Source organism: Chryseobacterium indologenes, assembly GCF_018362995.1.
Taxonomy (GTDB): Bacteria; Bacteroidota; Bacteroidia; order Flavobacteriales; family Weeksellaceae; genus Chryseobacterium; species Chryseobacterium indologenes_G.
In genome coordinates this window covers 428299-448823 of the sequence record NZ_CP074372.1, presented here as the reverse complement: position 1 = coordinate 448823, position 20525 = coordinate 428299, and the positions used below count along the sequence as shown (strand labels likewise).

General features: G+C 38.4%; 18 protein-coding genes. All 18 read right to left on the bottom strand.

What is annotated here, in order from left to right; translation table 11 throughout:
- Window positions 1-9 precede the first annotated feature (9 nt).
- The 18 genes from DYR29_RS01830 to DYR29_RS01745 all read right to left on the bottom strand — a co-directional run bounded on the left by DYR29_RS01830 (window position 10) and on the right by DYR29_RS01745 (window position 20507).
- A complete protein-coding gene (locus tag DYR29_RS01830) occupies window positions 10-1284 on the bottom strand; it encodes an MFS transporter (RefSeq protein ID WP_213278996.1) in 1275 nt (424 codons plus the stop codon).
- On the bottom strand, window positions 1285-1920 hold the full coding sequence (locus DYR29_RS01825; protein WP_213278994.1) for a bifunctional 4-hydroxy-2-oxoglutarate aldolase/2-dehydro-3-deoxy-phosphogluconate aldolase: 636 nt from the start codon (window positions 1918-1920) through the stop codon (window positions 1285-1287).
- Entirely contained in the window at window positions 1917-2930 is a 1014-nt protein-coding gene (locus tag DYR29_RS01820; RefSeq protein ID WP_249413588.1) for a sugar kinase, read from the bottom strand. Before DYR29_RS01820 ends, DYR29_RS01825 begins: the two co-directional genes overlap by 4 nt.
- Window positions 2920-4338, bottom strand: coding sequence for a glucuronate isomerase (gene uxaC / locus DYR29_RS01815; protein WP_213278993.1), 1419 nt, complete (start codon window positions 4336-4338; stop codon window positions 2920-2922). The genes DYR29_RS01820 and uxaC overlap by 11 nt, the downstream gene beginning before the upstream one ends.
- 135 nt (window positions 4339-4473) lie before the next feature.
- Window positions 4474-5289: an SDR family oxidoreductase gene (locus DYR29_RS01810; RefSeq protein ID WP_213278992.1), complete on the bottom strand. Its 816-nt coding sequence runs from the start codon at window positions 5287-5289 to the stop codon at window positions 4474-4476.
- Between the two features lie 31 nt (window positions 5290-5320).
- Window positions 5321-6496 (bottom strand): mannonate dehydratase, encoded by a 1176-nt coding sequence (gene uxuA, locus DYR29_RS01805; RefSeq protein ID WP_213278991.1) that lies wholly within the window; start codon window positions 6494-6496, stop codon window positions 5321-5323.
- Between the two features lie 79 nt (window positions 6497-6575).
- The gene (locus DYR29_RS01800) at window positions 6576-8534 is read right to left on the bottom strand and encodes a RagB/SusD family nutrient uptake outer membrane protein (protein WP_213278990.1); all 1959 of its coding nucleotides are present in this window, start codon (window positions 8532-8534) and stop codon (window positions 6576-6578) included.
- 12 nt (window positions 8535-8546) lie between these two features.
- Window positions 8547-11441, bottom strand: coding sequence for a SusC/RagA family TonB-linked outer membrane protein (locus tag DYR29_RS01795; RefSeq protein ID WP_213278989.1), 2895 nt, complete (start codon window positions 11439-11441; stop codon window positions 8547-8549).
- Window positions 11442-11535: 94 nt separating this feature from the next.
- On the bottom strand, window positions 11536-12864 hold the full coding sequence (gene xylA, locus DYR29_RS01790) for a xylose isomerase (RefSeq protein ID WP_213278987.1): 1329 nt from the start codon (window positions 12862-12864) through the stop codon (window positions 11536-11538).
- 107 nt (window positions 12865-12971) lie between these two features.
- Window positions 12972-14456 carry a xylulokinase gene (locus tag DYR29_RS01785; protein ID WP_213278986.1) on the bottom strand — a complete coding sequence of 495 codons (1485 nt, stop codon included), beginning with the start codon at window positions 14454-14456 and terminating at the stop codon, window positions 12972-12974.
- 15 nt (window positions 14457-14471) lie between these two features.
- Window positions 14472-15197 carry an NUDIX hydrolase gene (locus DYR29_RS01780; protein ID WP_047422594.1) on the bottom strand — a complete coding sequence of 242 codons (726 nt, stop codon included), beginning with the start codon at window positions 15195-15197 and terminating at the stop codon, window positions 14472-14474.
- A 505-nt stretch (window positions 15198-15702) separates the two neighbouring features.
- The gene (locus DYR29_RS01775) at window positions 15703-16713 is read right to left on the bottom strand and encodes an NAD-dependent epimerase/dehydratase family protein (RefSeq protein WP_213278985.1); all 1011 of its coding nucleotides are present in this window, start codon (window positions 16711-16713) and stop codon (window positions 15703-15705) included.
- A gap of 64 nt (window positions 16714-16777) precedes the next feature.
- Complete coding sequence (locus tag DYR29_RS01770) at window positions 16778-17353, bottom strand: Crp/Fnr family transcriptional regulator (protein ID WP_213278984.1); 576 nt, start codon at window positions 17351-17353, stop codon at window positions 16778-16780.
- A 105-nt stretch (window positions 17354-17458) separates the two neighbouring features.
- The gene (locus DYR29_RS01765; RefSeq protein WP_213278983.1) at window positions 17459-17875 is read right to left on the bottom strand and encodes an EamA family transporter; all 417 of its coding nucleotides are present in this window, start codon (window positions 17873-17875) and stop codon (window positions 17459-17461) included.
- Window positions 17876-17897: 22 nt separating this feature from the next.
- On the bottom strand, window positions 17898-18695 hold the full coding sequence (locus tag DYR29_RS01760) for a phosphatase PAP2 family protein (RefSeq protein ID WP_213278982.1): 798 nt from the start codon (window positions 18693-18695) through the stop codon (window positions 17898-17900).
- A gap of 18 nt (window positions 18696-18713) precedes the next feature.
- The gene (locus tag DYR29_RS01755) at window positions 18714-19304 is read right to left on the bottom strand and encodes an HD domain-containing protein (protein WP_213278981.1); all 591 of its coding nucleotides are present in this window, start codon (window positions 19302-19304) and stop codon (window positions 18714-18716) included.
- A gap of 134 nt (window positions 19305-19438) precedes the next feature.
- Window positions 19439-19867 carry a PepSY-like domain-containing protein gene (locus tag DYR29_RS01750; protein ID WP_213278980.1) on the bottom strand — a complete coding sequence of 143 codons (429 nt, stop codon included), beginning with the start codon at window positions 19865-19867 and terminating at the stop codon, window positions 19439-19441.
- Between the two features lie 70 nt (window positions 19868-19937).
- Window positions 19938-20507, bottom strand: a complete 570-nt coding sequence (locus DYR29_RS01745) for a phosphatase PAP2 family protein (RefSeq protein ID WP_213278978.1) — start codon at window positions 20505-20507, stop codon at window positions 19938-19940.
- Window positions 20508-20525: the final 18 nt, after the last annotated feature.

Below are 20525 nucleotides of genomic sequence, written 5' to 3'. Positions count from 1 at the left end.
TTATATATTTTAAACGGTTTTCTTCCGGTTAATTATTTTAATCAATCCCCAGGCAGTAACATAGGATATTCCGGCTATGAAAAATATAATATTGTAGCCTCCGTTGATATTTCCTGATTTTTTAAAGGCATCGAGAACAATTCCGATAAAAAGCGGAAAAATAATTCCTGCGGCTGAGCCGAGCATTCCGCCAAAACCAATGACAGAACTGACATAATTGTTAGGCAACTGATCTCCGACCGTGGTCATAAGATTGGCTCCCCAACCTTGATGCGCAGCTGTTGCAAAGGCAATGATGATCGTGATCATCCACATATTATCTACATATTTTGAGAACATTACCGGAACTACCATCAAAGCAAACAATAACATCGTAATGCTTCTGGCTCTTCCGATGGCCCAGCCTTTTTTAATCAGAAATGATGAGAGATAGCCTCCGCCGATACTTCCGATCGTGGTTCCGCTGTAAATAATAATTAACGGAAGAGATGGTTTTGTTAAATCCATTTTGAATACATCCGAGAAATAGGCCGGCAGCCAGAACATGAAGAAATACCAGATAGGATCGGTTAACATTTTACCGATGGCAAATGACCATGTTACTTTATATTTGAGTAATTCCGATAAAGGAATTTTTGTTTTCTCTTCTGCTTTTTCAGCCTGATCACTTTTTATGTACTGCAGTTCTTCCTTGCTGAGATTTTTTGTTTTTTCCGGTACGGCATAGAATTTCCACCAAAGGATAATCCAAATCATGCCCAAAGCTCCAATCCACACAAAAGTCTGTCTCCAGCCGTAATGTCCGAGGATGAAAGGAACCAATAGCGGCGCTAAAATAGCTCCCACCGTTGCTCCCGAATTGAAAATACCCGTTGCCAATGCTCTTTCTTTTTTAGGAAACCATTCAGCCACTGATTTGATGGCAGCAGGAAAGTTTCCCGCTTCACTGATTCCCAAAGTGCTTCTCGCAATGATAAACCCGATGGTACTTTTCACAAAACCATGTCCTATAGAGGCAAGACTCCATACAATAAGAGAAACAGCATACCCGATTTTGGTTCCCACCTTGTCTATAAACCTTCCCATCGCCATATAACCAATGGCATAAGTCGTGGTAAAGGCCATGACAATATAACTGTAATCTTTTTCGTCCCAGCTGAATTCCTTTTCCAGCACAGGTTTCAGCAAACCCATTACCTGACGATCAAGATAATTGATCGTAGTGGCGAGAAAGACAAGGGACAGCATCCACCATCTTATATTGCGGTTTTGAGGAGCCTGCATTTAATTATGATTAAGTTGTTGTAATAAATTCTGTGTTTTCTGGGTCAATTCTTCTTCATTACAATCTTTTCCAATTAGGGAACTTCCCAGCCCTGCTGCTACAGCTCCGCCATTGAGCCATTCCAGAATATCTTCAAATTCTGCATTGATCCCTCCGGTTGGCATAAAATTCATTTCCGGAAAAACAGGCTGTACCGATTTGATGTATTTCTTCCCTAAAGCATCAGCAGGGAATATTTTAACCAGTTTTAAACCATTCTGATAGGCAATATTGATATCGGAAGGGGTAAAACAACCCGGAATCAAAAGGATATTTCTTTCAAGTGCATTTTTCACCAATGCTTCACTGATAACAGGTGTAATGATGAAATCTGCTTTTGCATGAGCATAATCATCCATTTCTTTTATGTTTTTTACCGTTCCGATTCCTAGCAGAAGTCCGGGAAATTCTGCATGCGAAATGGTTTTTAGTCTGGTGAAATTTTCCAGTGCCTGCTGACCTCGGTTGGTATATTCTATCACACGGATTCCTGCTTCGTATAAAGCTTTTACGATATTTTTTGAGACTTCAAATGATTCGTTATAAAACAGCGGAACGATTTTCTGGTCTTTTATTTTTTGTGGTATTTCACTCATAATTTTTCGATATTAATGCTTTCATCAATGGCATCTCCTTTTATGAAAAGCTTTTTAAAAGCAACTTTTGTCGATTCCTCAAGGATCTTCTGGTCAGGATTTTCTTTTAAAATTCCATGAATTAAGGCCGCCATGAAAGAATCACCACTTCCTACCCTTTCTTCGATTTTATCTGAATTATATTTTTCTGAAACCAAAAGCTCTTCATCAACAAACAAAGTGGCAAAATAATTGACCTGTTCGCCGTTTGTAAAGCGGAAGGTATTCGCAATTTTTTCCACCTCCGGGAATTGTTTCCGGATTTCCAACGCTGTTTTTTCGGCCTGTTTCAGAAGATTTTCATCACCGAATTTTCCATTAAGCTCATATTCAATGGGAATATCCAGGAACTGTTCAACAGACCAGATATTTCCCATGAGAACGTTCACAAATGGCATCAGTTCTTTAATTTTATAAGGATTCTGGTTTTGCCAAAGCAATGCTCTGTAATTCAGATCAAGAGAAACCGTGATATTTCTTGTTCTGGCTTCTTTCATGATCTGTAAACATTTGTGAAATGCATGGTCACTCAAAGCCGGCGTGATAGTGCTGATATGCAGCCATTTTACTCCTGAAAATATTTCATCATCACTAAAAGCTTCAAAATCCGATTGGGTAAAAACAGACGGAAAACGGTCGTAAACCACTGACGCATTCTGCATATCTCCATCGGAAGAAAGATAAAATGTTCCTATTCTCCCTTGAGTTTTTTCTGCAAGGACTTCTATTCCTTTATTTTTAAGCTGTAGTTCGAGATGATTTCCTACAAAATTCTCCGGTAATGCTGATAACAGTTTTACAGGATTCTTCCACTGGGAAAGTGCTACCGCGACATTATATTCAGCGCCGCCAACGTACATCTTCAGAGACTGTTCATTGAGCCAGTTTCCTTCGGAATCCGGGGCAAAGTGGAGAAGCAGTTCCCCGAAACATAATATTTTCGTCCAGTCCTGCATAGTATTATATTTCAAAATAATTTTTTGTATTGTAATAGCAGATGTCCTGAATGATCTTTCCTACCCATTTTTCATCATCAGGCAGCAGACCTCTTTCCATTTCACTTCCGAACAGATTGCACAAAAGTCTTCTGAAATAATCGTGTCTTGAGAATGATAACAGGCTTCGGGAATCGGTTAACATGCCGACAAAAGTGCTGATCAGACCGATATTGGAAAGTGTGTTCATCTGTTTGGTCATGCCGTCAAGCTGATCGAGAAACCACCAGGCTGCTCCAAACTGTACTTTGGATTTGATGCCTCCTTCATTGAAGTTTCCGGCAAGAGTTGCCAAAACCTCGTTAAATGCTGGGTTCAAGTTGTAAATAACGGTTTTGGCCAGCTTTCCTTCTGTATTCAGTGCATCTAGCAAAACGCTCAGTCTCTGTGCATAATAGGGTTCTCCAATGGCATCATATCCTGCATTGGCACCTATTTTTCTGAACATTTCTGAATTGTTGTTTCGGGTTGCCCCTACATGAAACTGCTGTACCCAGCCTTTTTCTGCGTACATTTTGCAAAGCTCTTTCAGCAAATAGCCGCATAATGCATCCGGATCGGAAAACGTTGAAAAATTACCTTTCAGGAATTCAGAAAACTCTTTTTCAAGGCTATGATTCCATTTTGTCGTATCCGGGAAATATTCAAAGCCATGATCGGCTACTTTTGCTCCTGCTTCCACAAAATAATTCATTCTGGACTGAAGTGCATTCAACAGGTCCGAGGCTGATGTGATTGAAAATCCGCAGACTTTTTCAAGCTTTTTAATTCCAGAAAGATATTGTTCAGAATTAATGATATTAATATAGTTATCAGGGCGGAAAGCCGGAAGAACAGCTGTGTTAAATCCACTGTTTTTTAAAGCCTTGTGATGAACCAGATCATCAGCAGGATCATCTGTAGTGCACAACGCTTCTACCTTAAAATTCTGAATGATGGATTGTGGTAAAAAGCCATCTGTCTGCAGACTTTCATTCATCTGATGATATATAGTATCTGCATTATCGGATGATAAATAGTCACTGATTCCAAAAGGATTTTTGAGCTCCAGATGCGTCCAGTGAAATAGCGGGTTACGAAGGGTATAAGGCACCACTTCTGCCCATTTCATAAATTTTTCGTGGTCTGAAGCATTTCCTGAAATAAACTGTTCATCAATACCAAAATTTCTCATGGCTCTCCATTTGTAATGGTCCCCATCCAGCCAGATAGCGGTTGGAGAACGGAAGTTTTGATTGGCAGCAATAACATCCGGCTCAAGATGATTGTGATAATCAATCACAGGCATATCTTTGGCATATCCGAAATAGAGATTCTCTGCCTTTGCTGATTCAAGCAGAAACAATTCTCCGAAAACTTCTTTATTTTTAGTGGAATTACTCATTATTTACTTTACAATCCTGGATTTTAATTGTCTTTTAGTTCTGACTTCATGAAAGCCAGCATTTTAAAAACAAGACCTTGAATGAAACCATTAAGGTCTTGTTCCAATCTATATATATATGAAGAAATTAGTTTTTTATACTCCACTGAATGCGCTGAAACCTCCGTCAACAGGAATCAATGCTCCTGTGATAAAACTTGCTGCATCCGAACATAGAAACTGTACAACACCATTCAGTTCTTCTACTTCTCCAAATCTCTGCATGGGTGTTTTAGCCATTACTTTTTTACTTCTCTCGGTTAAGCTTCCGTCCGGATTCAACAGAATAGCACGGTTCTGATCACCAATAAAAAATCCTGGTGCCACGGCGTTCACCCGTATCTTATCTCCAAATTTCAATGCCAGATCAGAGGCCAGCCATTGGGTAAAATTGGTAATTGCCGATTTGGCTGCAGAATACCCGGCTACTCTCGTAATCGCTGAATAGGCAGCCATTGAAGAAATATTAATAATGTTGCCGCTCCCCTGCTCAGCCATTGCTTTTCCAAAAACATAACTGGGATAAACAGTTCCGTTGATATTGAGATCGGTAACCTCAGCCCATCCCTTCATATCCATATCAAAAAATGACTGTTCGGGAGATAAAGTGGCTGCCGGAATATTTCCACCGGCTATATTGAGCAGAATATCAATGCTGCCATACTTTTCTTTTATTTTCACAGAAGCAGCTTCAAGGCTTTCAATATCCATCACATTGGCTTCTACAGCGAGTGCATCACCTCCCAAATCTGTAAGTTCTTTTACACGGGCTTCCAGTGTTTCCTGGTTTCTTCCTAGTGCGACAACTTTGGCGCCGGCTTCTATAAAACTTTTGGCAAGGCTGCCTCCCAAAACGCCTGAAGCCCCTGTGATGACTGCTACTTTGTTTTTAATACTAAACAGGTCTTTCATTTTACTTTTTACTATTTATTACAAACGCAGATTAATTTTTCTGTAATTCTGACTGAACGGCAGCCATTACTCCTTCGATCTGGCCCAATGCCAGCATTCTTCCTAAAAATGAATAGCCGGGATTATACCCTTTGTCAACATCTTCTGTTAAAAGTCTTCCGTGGTCTATTCTCATCGGAAGATCAGGATTTTCTTTTTCGAATACACGGATCACTTCAATAAGCTTTCCTCTTCCTCCCAGGTGATGAGCCTCGATAAAATCACCGTTTTCAAAAACATTTGTACTTCTCAGGTGAACGAATTTGGTTCTGTGGGCAAATTTCTGTGCCAGTTTTGGAACATCATTCTGAAGGTTAGCACTTAGAGATCCTGCACAGAACGTTAACCCGTTGTAAGGATTATCAACAGCTTTCAGAAGCCAGTCAATATCCTCTTCATTGGTTACTATTCTTGGTAAGCCCAATAGTGAAAACGGCGGATCATCAGGGTGTACACACATCTGGATATTCCATTTTTCACAGACAGGCATTATTTTTTCGAGGAAATATTTCATGTTCTGACGAAGCTGATGTTTATCTATACCATCATACAATGCCAATAAACTTTTGAACTTTTCTACGGGATTCAATTCGCCTTCTTTGATATTTCCGTTCACGAATCCCTGTGTTTTTACAATGACTGAGTCTATCAGATCATGATTATCTTTTTCCGTTAAGGTATTTTTTAATCCTTCTACTTTTTGAAGGATTTCCGAGCTGTAATCCCTTTCTGCTCCTTCTCTTTTGAGAATATGAATTTCGAAGTATGCGAACTTGGCTTTGTCAAAATAAAGTGATGATGAACCGTCTTCCCATTCATGAAAGAGATCGGTTCTTGCCCAGTCCAGAACAGGCATAAAGTTGTAGCAAACTGTTGTAACCCCTGCTTTACCCAGGTTTTCAAGGCTTGTGATATAATTTTCTATTAAAGAGTCACGGTCTTCACCTCCGTATTTGATGGCTTCGCTTACGGGAAGACTTTCCACAACAGACCAGCGAAGTCCGTGGCTTTCTATATAGTTTTTATAATCAATAATGGCCTCTGAATTCCAGATTTCTCCGTTTGGGATATCATGCAGAGCAGAAACAATTCCTTCTACTCCTATTTGACGAAGTGTACTGAGTGCTATTTTGTCTTTTTTGCCAAACCAACGCCAGGTTTTTTCCATAGTTTTTAAATTTTAATTCAGATAAACAAAGCAGGTGCTTGCACACCTACTCTGTTGCTGATATGAATGTAGAATGAAATTAATTGTATCCTGGATTCTGATATTTTGCTTTAATATCTGCCGATACTTCCATTGCATCAATCTGGTTCTGAGGAATAGGTCTCAGATAGTGAAATGGTTTTATCGTTCTAGTAACCGTTTGCGGAGCGTGATCTCCATAAGAAGCTCCTCCGATCTGATAAGTAGCTGCATAGTCTCCCCACTTCTGAGTACGTACCAGATCATACCATCTGTAGAATTCTCCGTAATATTCACGGGATCTTTCTGCAAGAATATAATCGATGGTGATTGCAGAAGGTGTGGCAGCAGTCATAGCTACACTGTTATCTGCTACATAAGCGGTATTTTGGGCATTATTGAATTTCCATTTTCCGGCACGGGCACGGATAACATTGATAAGGTCTCTGGCTGTCATAGCTCCTGAAGCTCCTTTTACGGCTGCTTCCGCTGCAATAAAATAGAATTCTGAAAATTTGGCAACACTGAATGGACGGGTTAATCCTGCATTCGGATATCCTAAGCCGTTCGGATCATCAGTACGGTAAGTTCCAATTTTCCATAAGCCTGGGTATACAATTCTGCTGATACCGTTCGGTGCAATGACCCAGTCTGCTCTTCCTGAAAGAGTTCCTGCTCCCACTCCGCTTTGTCCGGCTCCTGTAGGATAAGAAGGAGTCTGGCTGTCATCATTCAGGAAGCTTAAGATAGCTCCTCCCGGCTGTACAGGTAAATTATTGGCATTATAAAGTACAGGAACTGTTGTAAGACCTGTTCCGTTTTTGTTCCAGTTTCCTCTGTAAGTGGTTACAAAAGTACCATCATAACGGGAATCGTTGGTTTTATCTGCAAAGGTATTTTTAATAACTCCCAGGGTAGGACACATACGAACCCACGGACGTCCCAGAGACTGAGCGGCTTCACGCTGTACACCACTTACTACATCTGCTCCCACCCACGCTGTGGTTTTACTGCTTTTGATGGCAGTATAGTTCCAGGTTTGCATCCATGCTGCAAAATTATCCGGAGCCCAGCCTGAACCAAATCCTACAGGATCACTTTCATTATAATACGTACTTGACTGTGTATGGTCTGCATACAGCATAGATTCGGTATTCCTGTCATTTGAACCTGCATTGACATCATAAAAGGTAGGCTGAAGGGCATAAGGTCCTGGATTATTGATCCCTTCCATTGCGATATCATAAGCCTGCTGGAAATACCATTGGGCATTGTGTCCGTCAGGATCTGTTCTCGTCACTTCAGGATAAGTTGGAATTCCGTTTGGATTCTGCAGCCACCATCCATAAGTAAGATAAGCTTTGGCAAGCATCAGTCTTGCTACATTTTTGGTCACGCCTCCGGTTACTCTTGGTGAGGCAGGTAGATTTTCTATTGCTTTTTTAAGGTCAGCAAAAACAGTTTTTGTATATACCTCCGGAACAGTATTTCTTGCAGAAGTTGTAGATGGCAGGGTGTTGTATTTCAATTCTCCTGCTCCTAAATCCAAAGGAACACCTCCATAGGTCTGAACGAGCATGAAGTAGTAAAATCCACGAAAGAAACGGGCTTCAGAAATCATAGATTCTGCAATTCCGAATCCTGGTCCTTTTTCAATAATTCCGTTGGCAGTATTGATATACGGAAACACAGAGTTCCAAACCATACTTGTAGGAAAAGTATTGGAATTGATGATACCGTTTCCGGACATATCCAATTCTTTAAAGTTACCATCCGCACTTTGTGCCCAGGTAGATTCATCAGTTCCGTTCTGACAATTGCTCATAAAATAGCCATTGCCATACAGTAATCTCATCTGTCTGTATAAAGCTGTAAATCCCTGATTCACCCCGTCCGGTGTATTAAAATAGTCAGCTGTATATATTGCTCTTGGCTGCTCATCAAGAATTTCACTACATCCTGTAAATGTTAAGGATAAAAAGATTGCTCCTAATAGCAGTTTTTTGTTAAAATTTATCATGACAGTACAGTTTTAAAAGGTTAAGTTAAGTCCCATTAAGTAATTTCTTGTGGAAGGGTTGTTGGTTCCTATAACAAGCTGGCGGTTTGGATATCCGCTTACTGCCTGGTTTTCATTTCCGAAAGAGTTCGGTTCCGGATCCATTCCCGAGAACTTATGATAAGGTGAGAATAGTACAACAGGATTGGTTACCGTAAAGTAGATTCTTAAGCTTGTAATTTTTAAATCCTTTAAAAAGTCCTTATTGACATTATAACCTAATGTAATGGTACGAAGCTTAAGATAAGAAGCATCAAACATCGCCAAAGTAGAAGAATACTTCGGATTATCACCACTCAAATGACGTCCCGGACGCGGAAAATAAGCACCGGTATTATCTTCTGTCCAGTAATCTACGTCTACGTTATTTCCTCTTCCCGTTAATCTGTTAAGATAACTTGCAGATCCATAAATAGTACTCACCAGGATTCCTCCGTGCTGGAAAGCTCCTACCGTACTCAGTTCAAAATTCTTGTAGGCAAAGCGCATATTGAATCCTCCCTGAAATTTCGGGGCTGTATCAAAAATCTGTCTGTCATCCGGTCCTATTGCTCTTACCGGAGTTCCGTCGGCATTATAACCTCCGGTGTAAAGAACTTTGATAGATCCTACAACATCTGCAGCGGTACCCGGTTCCAGAATATTCTGATAAGGATCGCCAGCCTGCCAAAGACCGATGTATTGATAATCATACAATGAATTAATATTATGACCTACAAACCATAAGTTATTGACGTCACGTTCTGTTCCGGATGCAAGTGATAAAATTTTGTTTTTATTGGTATAGAAATTAACTCCAGCTTCCCATGTAAACCCGTCAGGGTTATCAAAAATGACCCCGTTTAAGGAAACTTCCAGTCCTTTATTTTCTGTTTCGGCTACATTGGAAACAATGGATGACCATCCGCTTGTTGCCGGAAGACTTTTCTGCGTCAACAGGTCATAGGTATGGGTCTTATAATATTCCACGCTTCCCGTAAGGCGGTTGTTCAGTATTCCGAAATCTACCCCGTAGTTTTGTGTTTTTGAATATTCCCATCCTAAATTAGGGTTTGGCGGCTGGCTTCCGTAAATCCCTGTACTTCCTGCACTTCCATAATTGTAAGGAGCAACATTAAATCTTCCCATCGTAGTGTATGGATCTACTGCCTGGTTGGAAGTCTGCCCCCATCCTGCTCTGAATTTAAGGAGATTAATCGCTTTGATATTCTGCATGAAGGATTCGTTGGTAACATTCCATCCTAGTGATAATGCGGGATACGTATGCCATTTGTTACCCGGAGCCAGTCTGGAAGATCCGTCGGCACGAAGTGTTGCAGTAAACATATACTTATTATCATAGGTATACATGATTCTTCCCATGGCAGAAAGCAGACCGGTTTTCGAGTAAGCCTGGTCTTCAGGTCTTACTGTAATATCTGCCTGAGGCGACTGTCCCAGGTTATAATACTGGAAAAAGTCTGCAGGAACATTCTTTGCACTCATGTATGAGCTTGTATACTTATTCTGTTCTGCGGAATATAATGCTACCGCATTTACTTTATGTTTACCAAATGTACGGTCATACGTTAAAAGGTTTTCCAATACCCAATGGTAGGTCTGGTTATTCCCTTTTCCTGCAGATGACGGCCCCAGAGGGTTTGTATTGAAGACTCCTACGCCGCTGTAATTTCCACTGTTTGACGTACGGAAATCCAACCCTACATTTAATCTGTATTTCAATCCTTTGACTGGAAGGCTTAACTCTCCGTAAAGGTTGTTATAGGATGCAAAAGATTTGGTTTCGTCAATATATTTGTCTGCCAGGCTTTCTAAGCTTCTTCTGGTATAAATCCATGTCTGATCAATACCGCCTGCTGTGCTCATTACTCTCTTCGGGCTTCCGTCCGCGTTGTAAGGATTGGCAATAGGAGAATATCCCAGAACTGCACCAGGATTTACTCCGTTTCCTTCCGAAACAGAATAGTTTGTATTGGTTGTAAAACCGAACTTAAAGATGGATCCTACCTGCTGGTCAATGGCCATTCTCAGGGCAAATCTTTCATAACTTTGAATAGGGATTAAAGCATTTTGTTTAAAATAGGACAATCCTACATTATAATTCCCACCTTCTGTTCCTCCTGAAACCCCTACATCATGGCTGGTCATCATTGCTGGCTTGTAAAACAGGCTTTGCCAGTCTGTATTGACACCGTTATTTTCATCAGCCCCGTTTGAATACAAAGGGGTTGTATTTCCCGCAGGAATGGCATAGGCACGCAACTTTGCAAATTGGGGCCCATCCATCATCGGATATTTTGAAAACAAAGTCTGAACTCCTGTAAAGGTGTTATAAGTAAATTTAGGTCTCTGCCCTTTTGCCCCTCTGTTGGTTGTAACGAGAATAACACCGTTTGCTCCTCTTGACCCGTAGATGGCTGTGGCAGAAGCATCTTTCAGGATATCAATACTTTTGATATCACTTGAGCTTATGTCTGCCAGTGATCCCACAAAAGGAATACCATCCAATACAATCAACGGGTTATTATCCCCTGTCAGAGATCTTGTTCCCCTGATACGGATCTGCATGGCAGCCCCCGGTTTGGTGGAGGTTTGTGAGATATCTACCCCTGCCGTTCTTCCCTGCAATGCCTGAGTAATATTGGCAGAAGGTACTTCACGCAGGGCATCTCCTTTTACAGTGGCTACAGAACCTGTCACAGCTTCTTTTCTCTGGGTTCCATATCCTATCACAACAACTTCATCTATTTTATTTTCTTTAGCTACTGTATCTTTCTTAACCTGTGAATATGCTATGCCGGAAGGCAATAAAGTCATTGCAAAAAATAATGCCGCTCTATTGCTTTTATTGAAATAAAATCGGTTCATAATTATTATTTTAGTATTAGTTGTTGAATAAAAGGCTGTTTAATAATTATAGTGTATAAAAATCCTTAGTGTTTATAAGCCTTTTATTTTTTTATTATATATACATATTCACGATGGCCTCAAACAATTCCTGTTTTCCGCTTTTTGGCTGTGGTTCGCCGATTTCGTGAGCAATTCTCTGAAGATCTTCCAATGTAAGTGAACCTTCCTCAAATGCTTTTCCGTTTCCGTTATCAAAAGAAGCATAGCGGTTTGTTCTCAGTTTTTTGTAGTCCGAATTTTCAAGAATATCAGCTGCTGCAAGAAGACCTTTGGCGAAAACGTCCATCCCTGAAATGTGGGAAATGAACAGATCTTCAGCATCAATAGAATTTCTTCTGATTTTGGCATCAAAGTTTACCCCTCCTGTTCCCAGACCTCCTGCCGGAAGTAATACAAGCCATGCCTGAACCATATCGTAGTAATCGATCGGGAACTGATCCGTATCCCAACCGTTCTGATAATCTCCCCTGTTGGCATCAATACTTCCTAAAAGCCCGGCATCAACAGCAACCTGAAGTTCGTGCTCGAATGTATGACCTGCCAATGTAGCGTGGTTTACTTCGATATTCAGCTTAAATTCTTTATCTAATCCGTAATGTCTCAGGAATCCGATTACTGTTTCAGAATCATAATCATACTGATGTTTGGTAGGTTCCATCGGTTTTGGCTCGATCAGGAAAGTACCTTTAAAGCCTTGCTGACGTGCATAGTCTCTTGACATGGAAAGGAAACGCGCAAGGTGATCTTTTTCACGCTTCATATCGGTATTTAAAAGACTCATATATCCTTCTCTTCCACCCCAGAAAACATAGTTTTCACCTCCAAGTGCTATGGTAGCATCTATAGAGTTTTTAACCTGAGTTCCTGCGCATGCAACAACATCAAAATTTGGGTTGGTAGAGGCTCCGTTCATGTATCTTTCATGCGTGAAAACATTCGCTGTTCCCCATAAAAGCTTAATTCCGGTTTCCTGCTGCTTTTGTTTTGCATATTCTACAATAGCCTGCATATTTTTCTCGTAGTCTTTCCAGTTACTGGCAGGGTCTACAAGATCGATATCATGGAAGCAGTAATAGTTGAAGCCCATTTTAGACATGAATTCGAAGCCTGCGTCCATTTTATGCATTGCTCTGGTTACTGCATCGTTTCCGATATCCCACGGGTGGTGGATGGTAGGTCCTCCGAACGGATCACTTCCGTTTGCACATAGAGTGTGCCACCATGCCATTGCAAATCTGGTCCAGTCTTTCATAGGTTTTCCCATCACGATCTTTTCCGCATCATAATAGCGGAATGCCAACGGGTTCTTGCTTTCTTTCCCTTCAAACTTAATTTTTTCAATACCCGTAAAAAACTCTTTTGTACCTGTTAAAGTGTTCATATTTATTTGATTATTTTTAATTTGTTTTTTTAATTTTTGCGTAGAGATTCCCTTCTCACTGATTCTAAAAAGTCAGTAAGAGGATCAAAAATACTGTTGAATTTGTCCTAGATTATTTCGTTAAGATGATGTTTCCATCTGCCATAGGCTTCTAAATATTGTTCTTGTTTTTCGTGTTCAGGTTCTATTACCGCTATCTGTTCAAGCGAAGAAAATGCTTCTCTGGAATCTGCATAAAATCCTATTCCCATTCCGGCAGCTCTTGCCGCTCCTACTGCTCCGTCGGTATCATAAAGTTCAATGACCGCATTGCTCACACTGGACAGTGACTGGCGAAAGATTGAACTTAAAAACATGTTGGCATTTCCTGCCCGGATCACCTGGATATCCATTCCGATATTTCTCATGATATCCATTCCGTATTCGTAAGAGAATACAATACCTTCCTGTGCTGCACGCAGAATATCACCTTTTGAATGGATATTGAAGTTAATTCCGTGAATGGAACAGCTTGTATCTTTATTTTCTAACACTCTTTCTGCTCCGTTTCCAAAAGGAATAATGCTTAATCCTTTTGAACCGATAGGTGAAAGTGAAGCCATATCGTTCATATCGCCGTAAGAAGAAAGTGAGGTTGCGAAATTATGTTTCAACCATGAATTTAAAATTCCTGTTCCGTTGATACAAAGTAAAACTCCCAGTCTGATCTGTTCCGGAGTGTAATTGACATGGGCAAATGTATTGACCCTTGATAATTTATCATATTCCAGCTGGTCCAGAACTCCGTAAACCACTCCTGAAGTCCCTGCTGTAGAGGCAATTTCTCCGGGATTAAAGACATTCAAGGAAAGCGCATTGTTAGGCTGATCTCCTGCTCTGTATGAAATAGGAGTACCTTCTTTTAATCCTAATTCTTCAGCTGCAGCCCGTGAAACTGTTGCCTGGATGCCAAAAGTGGGTACAATTTCCGGAAAAAAGCTTTTCGGGATCTCATAATGGTTGATAATATCTTCCGAAATACAATTGTTTTTAAAATCCCAGAAGATTCCTTCTGATAATCCCTCAATGGTTATTCCTATCTGTCCGGAAAGCCTCATGGCAATATAGTCTCCCGGAAGCATTATTTTATCTATCTTTTCAAAAATTTCAGGCTCGTTTTCTTTTACCCAGGCAAGCTTTGATGCGGTAAAGTTTCCCGGTGAGTTTAAAAGATGTGAAAGACATTTTTCTTCTCCTATGGTTTTGAAAGCTTTTTCACCATAAGGTACAGCACGGCTGTCACACCAGATAATTGACGGTCTTAAAAGGTTCTGATCTTTGTCTACCAGAATCAAACCATGCATCTGCCAGGTAATTCCGATTCCTTTAATATCTTCAGTATGTACACCAGATTCATGCATAACAGCTTCATGTGCCAACTTCAGATTGGTCCACCAGTCTACCGGATTTTGCTCTGCCCATCCGGGATTTATCGCAGTGATTTTCATCTCTTTTTTGGGAGAAAATTCAGAAGCAATCACTTTTCCGCTGGACGCCTCAATGAGACACACTTTCACAGAAGAACTGCCAATGTCATAGCCTAGTAAGTACATAATTTTTTAAAAGGGTTATTTTATAAGTTTTGTATTGTTTTTCTTGTAAATCTTTGCATCAAATCTGTAATATCTTGCTGCGCGGTGAGATACATCTTTTTGAATTTCGTCCAGAGGAACGATATAGGGGAATGAAGATATTTTTTTATGGAAATTCTTAATATCAATATTTTTTTCATTCAAAGCGCTGTAGAGCTGATAGAGCTGTCTTATGGTGAATCTTTTCGGCAGCAGCTCAAAAATAATGGAGAAATCGGATTCAATCCATTTTCTGATCTCCATCAAAGATTCACTGATAATTTTATTATGGTCAAATGGCAGTACCGGAACCTCATCAATAGGATACCAGTCTACGGTATCATATTTTGTGCTGTTGATCTTATGATCTATTTTACAAAGAGAAAGATAGGCTACTGTAATGATCCTGTCTATATGATGTTTGTATTCCTGATCCATCCATTTGATATCATGCACATTGCTTGCTCTCATAGGATCTGCAAAGCATCTGAACTGTTTAAGAACCATTTTTTTAATTCCTGTAAGCTCATGAAGTACTCTTTGTGCAGCATCATCTACATCTTCGTCACTAAAAATCAAACTTCCCGGAAGTTTGATCTGTTTTTCCAACGGTACATCATCAACATGGCGTTGTACTAATAATATATTCAACCGGTTTTCATGGTCAAATCCAAAGACAACACAATCTACAGAGACATAGGTATGGATAAAGTTCTGATTCATTAGTTCGTTAACATTTTGGTAACATTACAAATATAAAAATTCATCTGAATAAAAAAAATAAAACTACCACTATCTACTGCTTATCAATGCATTACATATCGAATTTTTATGATATCAATTGTATAAAAAATATGATAAGGTTATCATTAAATTTACACTTACTTATTTCATAAGACATGAATTCACAATTAATTGCAATACGACAATACCAAAAAAAGAATGTTTTTTTTCTGAATAAATATTATGATAAGAAGAATGTTTTTTTTTTTCGTTTTGGGTGAAAAAAAAATGTAAAAAGCACACTTTTTATTATTAAAAAAGAAGTAAACCACTGTTTATAATTACCATTTTTCATACTCTAGTCGCAAATAATTACGAAACAATCAACTTAAACAACAATATGATATAATAATACAAACATGAAAAATTCAAAGTAAAAGCGATAGATCTATTCGAAAATACGGGCAAAAAAATCCTGCAAACTTTTAATTTTACAGGATTTCATTTATAGCAAATTTTTATTTTCCATCAGGAAGGAGAAAGCTTCTTTCACTGCTTGTTCGGGATTTTTTGGATGAAAACCAAGTTCGTTCCTGGATTTAGACAAATCAAAGTTCTGTTGTAATCCTGAAAACATTGCAATGTCTTTTGTCGTTAACACGGGAGGTTTTCCATTAATCTTAGCTGTTAATTCCATTAATCCCGCAATTGCATAGAGCACAAACTTAGGAACAGCACCCGGTACTTTGATTTCCAATTCCGGATAAAGCTTTTGAGCCAGTTTGGTAGTGTCGGTAATGGTCATACATTTTTCATTAGCTAAAATATACCTTTCTCCTGAACGACCTTTTTGCGCAGCGAGATAACATCCTTCTGCAACATCTTTTACATCTACCCAGTTAAGTGTTATTTTGGTATCCATGGGAATCTGTTTATTTAAAATCAGCCTCAGTACACCGTAAGAGACATTCAGGGGAAGAAATGCCTCACTGCCTATCATGGCACCCGGCAGTACGGATACCAGCTCTATTCCCAATTCTTCAGCCAGTTGAAAAGCGAGTTTTTCGCCATCGTTTTTGGAATTATAATACATATCCCGGCGGTCAGGATTATAGCCATTACTTTCTTTAGCAGGAAGACTGGTATAATCCAAAGCCGCGATGGAACTTACGTAGACAATTCTTTTAACACCCGCTTCGGCGGCGGCTTCAATAGTATTACGGGTCCCGCTCATATTTACGTCGTAGATTTCCTTTTTAGGATCTTTAGCCCACAATTTAAATGAGGCTCCAACAGCATAAAATGTATGAACCCCCTGAAGAGCTTTAATGAATGAAGCTTTGTCCGTAATATCAGCCTGTACTACTTCGCAGTCCAAATCGTTGAAACACTCTTTGTTTTTGATGTTGCGAACGGACGCCCGGACCTTAATTCCTTTTTTGATGAGTAACCTTACGAGATTGTTGCCTAAATGTCCATTTGCTCCTGAAACCAATACTAAGTTTCTGTTTGTCATATCTTTTGATTTTAAATGATACTGCAAAGTTCAGTGTTGCTCATTCAAAATCACTTCACAAATGTTACTTAATAATCTGTTTCCGGATCCGGCTCAAACTTTTAGGGTTCATTCCTAAAAAAGAAGCGATATACTGCATAGGGACATTGTGCAGAATTTCAGGATTTTGAGCCATCAGCTTTAAATAGCGTTTTTCAGCAGTAAGCGTTGCCAGCTCCTTTGCACGTTGTTCATTATAGGATAACGATTGTTGAAATATCAAAAAACTGAAGTCTTTAAACACAGAGCTTTGCTGCATCAGCAGATCAAGATCAGGCTTTGTAATGCGTAAAAGCTCACATTCCGTAATGCACTCCAGATTTTCATCAGATTTACTCTGACTGGTAAAGTTGGAATAGGAAGTAATGAAGCCGGGAGGACAGTTGATATGCGTGGTTATCTCATCTCCTTTATCATTATAATGGAACAAACGGACAAAACCGGAAACCACAAAGTACAAGTACTGTGGTATTTTTTCTTCTTCCTCAATTATTCTGTTTTTTGGATACAAGACAGGTTCAAAATATTGAGTACACAGCACTCTGTCTGAATCTGAGAGCTTTACATTTTCTGAAATAAGTTGGTATAGCTGATCATGCATAGTATTACAAAAATAACAACTTTCATCTTAAAATCTCTTAATCTTTATAATTGATAGAATTAGATTCAATAAAAATTATTTTTAATTAAAATTAAAATCAATACATCATTTCAAAGCAAACAATATTGTTCCACTAATGATTAACAAAGCTCCGATTACTGTTTTTAATGTTACTGTTTCTTTGAAAAATAATACGGATAAAATGATGGCAATAGCCACACTCAATTTATCTACAGCGGCTACCTGCGAAACTTTTCCAATTTGTAGTGCTTTAAAATAAAACAGCCAGGATAATCCCGTTGCAACTCCCGAAAGAACCAGAAATAGAATGTTCATTTTTGATAAAGAACCAATTTGTTTCGCTTCACCATTGATAAATACAATACTCCAGACCAAAACAAGAATAATCACCGTTCTGATACCTGTTGCAAGATTAGAGTTGATATTGGAAACTCCAATTTTGGCAAAAACAGCAGTAAATGCGGCAAATAAAGCCGACAATAACGCATAATAGAACCACATATTTTTGTTTTTAATGATCAATTTAAAAAGTTTTAACAAAGCCAATTCCCACACTTTTATCCTGATAAAACGGCATTACCATCGTAGCCATATTTTTGTTTTTTCCACTCAGAAAATGATTAATTTTTGGATATAACCAATAGGCCAATTCTGTGGAAAGAATTCCAAAACCAGCACCTGCAATAACATCCCCTACCCAATGTTTATCATTCAGCATTCTGTAAACTCCTGTAAAAACAGCAAATGAATATCCTGAAACTCCCAGCCAGAAGTTGGTATCCTTATATTCCCTGAACATAAATTGTGCAGAAGCAAATGCTACAGCCGTATGCCCTGAAGGAAACGATAGATTATTAGAACCATCCGGTCTCTCTTCTTTAACAATGTGTTTTAAAGGAATCGTGATGGCCGAAGTTATCAACATGGAAGTTCCGTAAATGATACTTCTTTCTTTAAAATTATGCTTTCCCTGCACGCCTATTGCATTTAACCCGTATACTAAAACTGCAGGTGCAAATTGAGTATAATTATCAAGTCTGATATGATCCGGTTGGTGCTCATTAATTTCATCTCTGGTGGAGAAGTTTAATTTCTTGAGACTATTCATAGACAAACTGGCGACACCATAACCAATAAGTGCTGTAGGAATAATTAAGCTTTTATAGTTCAGATGATTTTTTTCGGTATTTAAGGCAATGATACTATCTTTCTTTGGTTCTTCAACCTGAATGGTATCATTGTTTGTTTGACCAGCTATTTTTCCACAAGCAAAAACTAATATGAAAAGTCGAAATGCTATTTTTTTAGTAAACTTTGACATCTTGGTAATTTATTGATTTTAAGATCCTTCGGAACATTTTATTAATTGAATATTCACTTCTTTAAACTTTGTAAGAACATTTTGACCATAATCTGTATAATATTTATGATCTTCTAAGAAATTACAGTTCTTTACCAGCCATTCTTCATCAGTATAAATAAGGCCAAGATATTTTTCAAATTCTTGTCTGATTGCATTTGCATACTTTGAATAATTTGGTTGTGTCAAATGATATAAATCTGAGTCACACAATACTTTGTCTCGTAAAGAAGAAGGTTTTGGGGGATATTTTGTAGAATCAATACAACTTAAAACCGCATCGATAAAACTTTTTTCACACCCGCAATTTTCTAAGAAATTCTTTGCTATTTTTTTACTTTCTTCTTCATGGCCGATATAAAGATTTGCATATCCGCTGTCATGAAACCATGCTGCCACCAATAAGACCGACATTTCGTCTTCCGACAGGTTACTTTGTACACCAATTTCCCTTGCCGCAGCTACTACATCATAGGTATGACTCATACAGTGAAAAGAAAGATGCTCCGAAAGATTTTCTGAAAGAAATAATATCACATAGCTGCTTACAGCTTCTAATAAATTATCCATGATCTCTGTTGAGTTTTTTATTAAAATTTATAAGTACATCCTAATCTTATTATTTTTCTTTTCATCATAATATTGATGACTCAGGCATTTTCGAGGTTTATTGATGACCAATTAAAATCGTGGCTTAAAAAATCTCAATCTTTTTTTTCCTTTAAAAACTTTCCTTTATTATCAAAAATCAGATCTTTCCCATTTACTTCTGCTTCATAAGTAACAATACCCTTTGAATCAGTAATCTGCGCTGCCTCTTTTATTTTCTGGTTAGGATAATTTTTAACTATATATGTTTTGATAGAAGCAGAAAGAGAATTGCTGCTCATTTCTGTTTCCGTTTCAAGAATGCTCCCTGAAGGATTGATCACAACGGATGTTTCCGTTCCATTTACTTTAAACCCTGCTTCATAATTACCGTCTTCTTTTTCCCATTTTGCATCTTTAACCGTTGGAAATTGTTTTTGAAAACCTTTCAGAACCGGTACAGGAACATTTTTTTGCTGAATCTTTTGTGCATTAACGAAAACTACAGCTGTAATAAGTGTTAATAGAATTGCTATTTTTTTCATTTTAATTAAATTTTGAATTTTCTATACAATATTCAGAAACGATTTTGTAGAAATTTTGAATTCCAAAATGTCAATTTATATTTCCAGAAACATTCGTATCATTTTTAACATAAAAATATCCCATAATCAAGACACAGAAAACACCAAGAATAAATCCACCCAGAACATCTGTAAACCAATGTGCACCCAAATAAACCCGTGAAACTGCACCAAAAAAAATAATAGAAAGACAAACCGTTGTAAGAAAGATTTTCACTTTATATTTTATCTTTTTTAAACGAAGAATAATCAATATCAATGCTCCGAAAAAAACCGTATAAAATAAAACATGACCGCTCGGAAAACTTTGGTATTTTGTTTCTTCCAAAAGAACAACGAGATCTTTTGACGGACGTGGTCTGTTGATCAATATTTTTAATCCTAAACCTAAAATTCCCGATAAAAGGGTTGTAAAAATCAATACAGCTTCTTTTTTTAAACGAAAAAAATAAAAGAAAAAAGCACTTAAAACGACCATGACAACTGATACCGGTGTTCTTCCCAACCAACTGATCCAGATCATGAGTGTATTAAGATTCGGGGTTTGATTTTCCTGTATTTCCTCAGAAATATGAATGTCTAAATATTCCGGTGGCTCCAAGAATACGAAACAGCTTAA